This window comes from Cedecea davisae DSM 4568 (genome assembly GCF_000412335.2).
GTDB lineage: Bacteria > Pseudomonadota > Gammaproteobacteria > Enterobacterales > Enterobacteriaceae > Cedecea > Cedecea davisae.
Genome location: NZ_KE161030.1, coordinates 4,779,745 through 4,787,674 on the forward strand (window position 1 = coordinate 4,779,745; position 7,930 = coordinate 4,787,674).

Below are 7,930 nucleotides of genomic sequence, written 5' to 3' on the forward strand. Positions count from 1 at the left end.
AAGTTCACGTTGGCTTTAATAATTCGTCAGGTTCAGAGAACAGAGAGTCTCTGCAACAGGTGCTTCGTTTCCGGGTAAGGTAGAGTGAAGCACCTGCTGTTGCTGGCTATTATTCATCAACATCGCTTGATAGGGATAATCGTTCGTTGCTATGCTATCTATCGCCATGAACTATCGTGGCGCAGGAGGATGGATAATGAATATTCGAGATCTTGAATACCTGGTGGCGCTGGCCGAGCACCGCCACTTTCGCCGCGCGGCGGATTCTTGTCACGTTAGTCAGCCCACGCTGAGCGGCCAGATCCGCAAGCTGGAAGATGAGCTGGGCGTAATGCTGCTGGAGCGTACCAGCCGCAAAGTGTTATTCACCCAGGCAGGTTTATTGCTGGTTGATCAGGCGCGTACCGTTCTGCGTGAAGTTAAAGTGCTGAAGGAGATGGCGAGCCAGCAGGGCGAAGCGATGTCAGGTCCGCTGCATATCGGCCTGATCCCGACCGTCGGGCCTTATCTGCTGCCGCAAATTATTCCGATGCTGCACCAGACTTTCCCGAAGCTGGAAATGTATCTGCACGAAGCGCAGACCCATCAGCTGCTGGCGCAGCTCGATAGCGGCAAGCTCGACTGTGCGATTCTGGCGCTGGTGAAAGAGAGTGAAGCCTTTATTGAAGTGCCGCTGTTTGACGAGCCGATGGTACTGGCGGTTTATCAGGATCACCCGTGGGCGAACCGCGACCGCGTGCCGATGTCTGACCTGGCCGGTGAAAAACTGCTGATGCTGGAAGACGGCCACTGCCTGCGCGACCAGGCTATGGGCTTCTGTTTTGAAGCCGGAGCGGATGAAGATACCCATTTCCGGGCCACCAGTCTGGAAACGCTGCGCAACATGGTTGCCGCGGGGAGCGGTATCACGCTGCTGCCGGCGCTTGCCGTACCGCAGGAACGCCAGCGCGACGGCGTAGTCTATCTGCCATGTTATAAACCAGAACCACGGCGTACCGTTGGCCTGGTTTATCGTCCGGGTTCACCGCTGCGCGGCCGCTATGAGCAGCTGGCAGAGGCCATCCGCACGCAGATGGATGGCCATTTCGATTCGGCGTTAAAACAGGCGGTTTAAGCCGTTTAGCGCCGCTACCCGGTAGGCTTCCGCCATTGTCGGGTAGTTGAAGGTGGTGTTAACGAAGTATTCGATAGTGTTACCGCCACCTTTCTGCTCCATTATCGCCTGGCCGATGTGAATGATTTCGGCCGCGCGCTCGCCAAAGCAGTGGATCCCCAAAATCTCTTTTGTTTCACGGTGGAACAGGATCTTCAGCGTCCCCACGTTCATGCCGACAATTTGCGCTCGCGCTAAATGCTTGAACTGCGCGCGGCCCACTTCATAAGGCACTTTCATTGAGGTCAGCTGCTGTTCGGTTTTACCCACCGAGCTGATTTCAGGAATGGTGTAAATCCCGGTTGGGATATCTTCTACCAGATGGCCGGTCGCCTCACCTTTAACCAACGCCTGAGCCGCAATGCGCCCCTGGTCGTAGGCCGCAGAGGCCAGACTCGGGTAGCCAATAACGTCGCCCACCGCGTAAATGTGCGGCAGCGCGGTCTGGTACATGCTGTTGACCTTGATAAGCCCGCGGCTGTCGGCTTCGAGACCGATATTTTCCAGCGCCAGCGAATCCGTGTTCCCGGTACGCCCGTTCGCGTACAGCAGGCAATCTGCCTTCACTTTTTTGCCGGATTTCAGGGAGACAATTACGCCATCGTCCACGCCTTCAATCTTCTCGAACTCTTCGTTGTGGCGAATCACCACGCCGCTATTCCAGAAGTGGTAGGAGAGAGAGTCTGACATCTCCTGATCGAGGAAGGCGAGCAGGCGGTCACGGGTGTTGATCAAGTCAACTTTTACGTTCATTCCGCGGAAGATAGAAGCATATTCGCAGCCGATGACCCCCGCGCCATAAATGATCACATGGCGCGGTTCATGATGCAGGCTGAGAATGGAGTCGCTGTCGTAGATTCGCGGGTGGGTGAAATCGACTTCCGGCGGGCGGTATGGACGCGAGCCGCAGGCAATAACAAACTTCTCGGCGGTATAGGTTTCTACCGAACCATCGTGGCATTGCAACGCGATGGTGTGCTCATCTACAAAATGCGCATCGCCCTGCAACATCTCGCAGCGGTTGCGCTCGTAAAAGCCCTGGCGCATGCGGGTTTGCTGGTTAATCACGCTATCAGCGTGGTTGAGGATATCGGCAAAAGAGGAACGGAGAAGGTGAGTATGGTCGCTGTATAACGGGTTTTGATTGAATTCAATGATGCGGCTGACGGCGTGTCGGAGGGCTTTCGAAGGAATGGTGCCCCAGTGGGTGCAACCGCCGCCGACATTATGGTAGCGCTCAATCACCGCTACCCTGGCTCCCTGTTTCACCAGACCCATGGCGGCACCTTCGCCCCCGGGACCGGAACCAATCACTATTGCGTCATAATCGTAGGTTTGTGGCATGGTATGACTTACCTGTTTTTATACATAAAGGCAACACGATGGTAACATCAACCGGGGAATTACCCAATTACCGTTGTGCTTTTTACCGTTACAGCGCGTTAATATCGCGTAAACAATCATTCACAATACACTATAAAAGCGGTAGCTTGATTCTCTGATATAGTTCCAGCTCTGTTTGAAGGATTCAGGCAATATGATGGGTGTAAGAGCGCAACAAAAAGAGAGAACACGGCGTTCTTTGGTAGAAGCCGCGTTTAGCCAGCTAAGCGCCGAAAGAAGCTTTGCCAGCCTGAGCCTGCGAGAGGTTGCCCGCGAAGCCGGTATCGCTCCAACATCATTTTATCGCCATTTTCGCGATGTTGATGAACTCGGTCTTACCATGGTAGATGAGAGTGGCCTGATGCTGCGCCAGCTGATGCGGCAGGCACGTCAGCGCATCGCAAAAGGCGGCAGCGTTATCCGCACGTCGGTCTCAACCTTTATGGAATTCATCGGCAATAATCCCAACGCCTTCAGGCTGCTGCTGCGCGAGCGTTCGGGAACCTCGGCGGCTTTTCGTGCCGCGGTAGCGCGTGAAATTCAGCACTTCATTGCGGAACTTGCCGATTATTTAGAACTCGAAAACCGCATGCCCCGCAGCTTCACCGAAGCGCAGGCAGAAGCGATGGTCACGATTGTTTTTAGTGCGGGCGCCGAAGCGCTGGACGTTGATATCGATCAGCGTCGTCAGCTCGAAGAGCGACTGGTGCTCCAGCTGCGTATGATCTCGAAAGGGGCTTACTACTGGTATCGCCGGGAACAAGAAAAAATGGCGCTTGCTCAATTTTCCGAAGAGTGAAGGACGAGCAATGAAACAGTTACAAGATAGAGGTACGCTGGTGCTGGCGTTTGTCGCTGGCCTGTCGATTAACGGATCTTTTGCCGCGCTGTTTAGCTCGGTAGTGCCGTTCTCGATTTTCCCGATAATTGCGCTGGTGCTGACGGTTTATTGCCTGCATCACCGCTATCTTAACCGCACGATGCCGGTAGGCCTGCCAAGCCTTGCCGCCGCCTGTTTTGTGCTGGGCGTGCTGCTTTATAGCTCGGTTGTTCGCGTGGAGTACCCGGCTATTGGCTCAAACTTCCTGCCTTCGATTCTATCGGTGGTGGTGCTGTTCTGGATCATGTTTAAGCTGAGAACCCGCAAGCCGGAAACTTCTGAGTAATCAGAAAAACAAAAGAGAGAAGGACGCCGTGGCGTCCTTTTTTTATTTGCGAGTGAGCAGCACGCCGCACTCCATATGGTGCGTGTAGGGGAACTGATCGAACAGCGCAAGCCTTGCCACCTCGTGGGTTTGAGACAGCGTTTCGAGGTTCTCACAAAGCGTTTGCGGGTTGCAGGAGATGTAGAGAATATTTGGGTATGCCTGCACCATTTTCACCGTGTCCGCATCGAGGCCGCTGCGCGGCGGATCGACAAAAATGGTTTCACACTGATAGCCCTTCAGGTCGATGCCCTGCAGGCGATTAAATTCCCTGACGCCGTTCATCGCCTGGGTAAACTCTTCGGCTGCCATGCGGATAATCTGCACGTTGTCGATGTTATTGGCCGCAATATTGTACTGTGCTGCCGCCACCGATGGCTTAGCGATTTCCGTCGCCAGCACGCGATTAAAGTTACGCGCCAGCGCTAAAGAGAAGTTGCCGTTGCCGCAATACAGCTCGAGTAGGTCACCGCTGGAGTGTTGGGTGGCGTTCAGCGCCCATTCCAGCATTTGAATATTCATCGCCGCGTTTGGTTGGGTAAAGCTGTTTTCAACCTGACGATAAATCATCTCTTTGCCCGCGACGGGCAGGCGTTCATCGATGAAGTCCTGGTCCAGCTCAATCTTGGTTTTGGTCGCCCGACCAATCAAGTGCACGTTAAAACCGCGTGCACGGAGGCTGTCGCGTAGCGCCTGAGCATGCAGCTGCCACTCGTCGTCCAGCTTACGGTGGTAAAGCAGAGAAACTACCGCCTGATTGCTCAGGGTGGTGAGATAGTCAATCTGGAACAGTTTATGGCGCAGAGCCGGAATATCACGCACGCCGTCAAGCATGGCAGGCATCAGGGCATTAATGAGCTCGCTGGCGGCCGGGAAGCTGTTTACGCGGATGCGGCTTTTGGTCTGCTGGTCGAACATGATGTGGTAAAGGTCGTCGCCTTCATGCCAGATACGAAACTCGGCCCGCATGCGGTAGTGGCTCACCGGTGAACGGAATACCTCCGGGGCAGGCGCGGCAAAGGGTGCCATCATGCCTTGCAGGCGAGTGACTTTTTCCGCCAATTGCGCGTCGTACTGATCTGTCGGGAGGTGTTCAGGGGTCATGGCAAGCTATCCAGTCGGTCAATGAATACGTGAATATAAACTACGCGGCGATTGTAGGGATTCAACTCACGATGTCCAGCCCGATCGGTATAAGAAGTTCTGCGGGAAGTCTGGACATCTTTATAAGCCTAACGGTAGCATGGCTTTTCCGGCCTCCTGAGAGTTAAAAGGGAACCCAGTGTAATTCTGGGGCTGACGCGCAGCGGTAAGGAACGGCGAGATGAATGCATAACGCAGACACTGCTTTCTATATATAAGCGGGAAGTCCTCATCTCAATAAAGCCCCCAAGCCCGAAGACCTGCCGGAATGACGTCGCAAGTGATATGGCTATCGCGTGCTATCTGCCATATCTGCGGCATCCTATTCGAAAGCGGATGCTTATATAAATGATGATAAAGAAGGTTTCGCTGTTGACGGCTCTGTCCGCAACGGCTTTTTCAGTTTGGGCGCAGGACAGCAACAACGATAATACCCTGATGGTAACGGCTAACCGTTTTCAGCAGCCGGTGAACAGCGTGCTGGCGCCGAACTCCGTGGTGACGCGCGAAGACATCGACCGCTGGCAGTCAAAATCACTGACCGACGTGATGCGCCGCCTGCCTGGCGTTGATATTGCGCAGAGCGGCGGACTTGGCCAGTTTTCCTCCGTGTTTGTTCGCGGGACTAACTCCAGCCACGTGCTGGTGCTTATCGACGGTATCCGCCTCAATCAGGCCGGCGTGACCGGCTCTTCCGACCTCAGCCAAATCCCTGTTTCTCTGGTCCAGCGCGTGGAGTACATTCGCGGGCCTCGTTCAGCAGTCTATGGCTCTGATGCGATCGGCGGGGTTATCAACATTATTACCACGCGGGATAAAGACGGCACGACGCTGACTGCGGGAATGGGATCGAATGGCTACCAGAACTATGATGCCAGCACCCAGCAAAAGCTTGGAGAAAATACGCGAGTGACCCTGGCGGGTAACTATGAGTATACCAAAGGCTTTGATGTAGTTGCGGATGGCAATACCGGCGGCCTGCGCCAGCCTGACCGCGACGGCTTTATGAGCAAATCCCTGTACGGAGCGCTTGAGCATAATTTCTCTGAGCAGTGGAGCGGCTTTGTGCGCGGCTACGGCTACGATAACCGCACGGCTTATGACGGTTTCTACAGCAGCTTCACGCCAAATCAGCTGGTGGATACCCGACAGCTCTACAGCCAGACCTGGGATACCGGGCTGCGCTTTAATAACGATATATTCCATTCACAGCTGATCTCCAGCTACGGCCACAGCAAAGATTACAACTTCGACCCGCGCCTTGGCCGCTACGACTCCAGCGCCACTCTCGACGAAATTAAGCAGTACAACCTGCAGTGGACTAACTCCCTTGATGTCGGGGCCGGGAACGTAGGTGCGGGCGTTGACTGGCAGAAGCAGAGTACCGAACCGGGTACCAACTACGTTACCGACGGCTACGACCAGCGTAATACCGGTGTCTATCTGACCGCGCTGCAAAAACTGGGTGATTTCACCTTCGAAGGCGCTGCACGTAATGATGATAACTCTGAGTTTGGCAATCACGGGACCTGGCAGAGCAGCGCCGCATGGGAATTCGTAGAGGGCTATCGCTTTATTGCATCCTACGGTACCGCCTTTAAGGCGCCAAACCAGGGGCAGCTGTTTGGTTTCTACGGGAACAGAAATCTGAATCCAGAAGAAAGCCGCCAGTGGGAAGGGGCATTTGAAGGTCTGACCTCGGGTGTGAACTGGCGCGTTTCTGGTTATCGCAACCTTATTGATAACCTGATCGACTTCAACAATAACACGCTGAGCTATTACAACGTCGGCAAGGCCAATATTAAAGGGATTGAAGGTACCGCTTCCTTCGATACCGGGCCTGTACAGCATAGTATCAGCTATGACTATGTTGATGCCCGTAACGGCCTGACCGATGCACCGCTGGCCCGCCGCGCTAAGCAACAGGTGAAGTACCAGCTTGACTGGCAGCTTTACGATTTAGACTGGAGCGTAACGTATCATTACCTGGGGTCACGTTACGACACCGACTACAACACCGGTCAAACGGTGAAAATGGGCGGTGTGAGCCTGTGGGACGTTGCCTTGTCATATCCAGTCACGTCACAACTGACCGTTCGTGGTAGAATAGCTAACCTGTTCGATAAAGATTACGAGACGGTTTATGGCTACCATACTGCAGGACGGGAATACTACTTGTCTGGCAGCTACACCTTCTGATGCACATCCCACCGTGCTGGTTTTTGACTCCGGCGTCGGTGGGCTGTCCGTCTACAATGAGATTCGGCAGCTTTTGCCGAATCTCCATTACATCTACGCTTTCGACAATGTGGCGTTTCCTTACGGCGAAAAAAGCGAAGAGTTCATCGTCGAGCGAGTCGTATCGATAGTCACTGCCGTACAGCAACAATATCCTCTGGCTCTTGCCGTTATCGCCTGTAATACCGCAAGCACCGTATCTCTCCCTGCGCTACGTGAAAAGTTTGGCTTCCCGGTAGTTGGCGTTGTGCCTGCCATCAAACCGGCCGCCCGCCTGACGACGAATGGCGTTGTGGGGCTGCTTGCAACACGCGGCACGGTAAAGCGTCCTTATACTCATGAGCTAATTTCTCGGTTTGCCACAGAGTGCAAAATTGAAATGCTGGGTTCAGCGGAGCTGGTGGAGTTAGCCGAGGCGAAGCTGCACGGTGAGCCGGTATCGCTGGACGAGTTGCGCAGGATCTTGCGCCCGTGGCTGCGTATGGCCGAGCCGCCGGATACCGTCGTGCTGGGCTGCACCCACTTCCCTCTATTACAGGAAGAGCTGCTGGCAGTATTGCCGGAAGGTACAAGGATGATTGATTCCGGGGCCGCAATTGCAAGGCGCACCGTTTGGTTGTTGGAGCATGAAGCACCCGATGCTTCTTCAGCGGATCAGAATATTGCTTATTGTATGGCGTTTACGCCCGAGACTGCGCAATTAATGCCCGTTTTACAACGTTATGGCTTCGAAAAGCTCGAAAAACTGGCACTTCAGGGCGATTCTGAGCAAAAAAGCGACGCTTAAACATTTTTTTCAAATTAGGGG

Annotated in this window: 7 protein-coding genes and 1 riboswitch; of the genes, 5 read left to right on the top strand and 2 right to left on the bottom strand. The window is 54.2% G+C overall.

Going from position 1 to position 7,930, the window contains the following annotated elements; all coding sequences use genetic code 11:
• Positions 1-196 precede the first annotated feature (196 nt).
• The gene (gene oxyR, locus HMPREF0201_RS21785; RefSeq protein WP_039899026.1) at positions 197-1,114 is read left to right on the top strand and encodes a DNA-binding transcriptional regulator OxyR; all 918 of its coding nucleotides are present in this window, start codon (positions 197-199) and stop codon (positions 1,112-1,114) included.
• Here the strand turns inward: oxyR and sthA are convergent.
• A complete protein-coding gene (gene sthA / locus HMPREF0201_RS21790; RefSeq protein WP_016538947.1) occupies positions 1,097-2,497 on the bottom strand; it encodes a Si-specific NAD(P)(+) transhydrogenase in 1,401 nt (466 codons plus the stop codon). The genes oxyR and sthA overlap by 18 nt on opposite strands.
• Positions 2,498-2,693: 196 nt before the next feature.
• On the opposite strand from sthA, the gene fabR reads away from it, so the two are divergent.
• Positions 2,694-3,335: an HTH-type transcriptional repressor FabR gene (gene fabR, locus HMPREF0201_RS21795; protein WP_039899028.1), complete on the top strand. Its 642-nt coding sequence runs from the start codon at positions 2,694-2,696 to the stop codon at positions 3,333-3,335.
• A gap of 10 nt (positions 3,336-3,345) precedes the next feature.
• Positions 3,346-3,702, top strand: a complete 357-nt coding sequence (locus HMPREF0201_RS21800; protein WP_016538949.1) for a YijD family membrane protein — start codon at positions 3,346-3,348, stop codon at positions 3,700-3,702.
• A 42-nt stretch (positions 3,703-3,744) separates the two neighbouring features.
• On the opposite strand, the gene trmA is transcribed toward HMPREF0201_RS21800, so the two are convergent.
• Positions 3,745-4,845, bottom strand: a complete 1,101-nt coding sequence (gene trmA, locus HMPREF0201_RS21805) for a tRNA (uridine(54)-C5)-methyltransferase TrmA (RefSeq protein WP_016538950.1) — start codon at positions 4,843-4,845, stop codon at positions 3,745-3,747.
• A 132-nt stretch (positions 4,846-4,977) separates the two neighbouring features.
• Positions 4,978-5,166: riboswitch (cobalamin riboswitch) on the top strand.
• Positions 5,167-5,235: 69 nt separating this feature from the next.
• Between trmA and btuB the strand changes: the two genes are divergently transcribed.
• Both btuB and murI read left to right on the top strand, forming a co-directional pair.
• Positions 5,236-7,083, top strand: a complete 1,848-nt coding sequence (gene btuB / locus HMPREF0201_RS21810) for a TonB-dependent vitamin B12 receptor BtuB (RefSeq protein ID WP_039899482.1) — start codon at positions 5,236-5,238, stop codon at positions 7,081-7,083.
• Entirely contained in the window at positions 7,028-7,909 is an 882-nt protein-coding gene (gene murI / locus HMPREF0201_RS21815; RefSeq protein WP_071704125.1) for a glutamate racemase, read from the top strand. The genes btuB and murI overlap by 56 nt, the downstream gene beginning before the upstream one ends.
• The last annotated feature ends 21 nt before the right edge of the window (positions 7,910-7,930 follow it).

Excerpts from the sequence above, each read along its gene's own strand:
- fabR (WP_039899028.1), top strand. The coding sequence starts at position 2,694 with ATGGGTGTAAGAGCGCAACAAAAAGAGAGAACACGGCGTTCTTTGGTA.
- murI (WP_071704125.1), top strand. The coding sequence starts at position 7,028 with ATGGCTACCATACTGCAGGACGGGAATACTACTTGTCTGGCAGCTACA.
- trmA (WP_016538950.1), bottom strand. The coding sequence starts at position 4,845 with ATGACCCCTGAACACCTCCCGACAGATCAGTACGACGCGCAATTGGCG.
- btuB (WP_039899482.1), top strand. The coding sequence starts at position 5,236 with ATGATAAAGAAGGTTTCGCTGTTGACGGCTCTGTCCGCAACGGCTTTT.
- HMPREF0201_RS21800 (WP_016538949.1), top strand. The coding sequence starts at position 3,346 with ATGAAACAGTTACAAGATAGAGGTACGCTGGTGCTGGCGTTTGTCGCT.
- oxyR (WP_039899026.1), top strand. The coding sequence starts at position 197 with ATGAATATTCGAGATCTTGAATACCTGGTGGCGCTGGCCGAGCACCGC.
- sthA (WP_016538947.1), bottom strand. The coding sequence starts at position 2,497 with ATGCCACAAACCTACGATTATGACGCAATAGTGATTGGTTCCGGTCCC.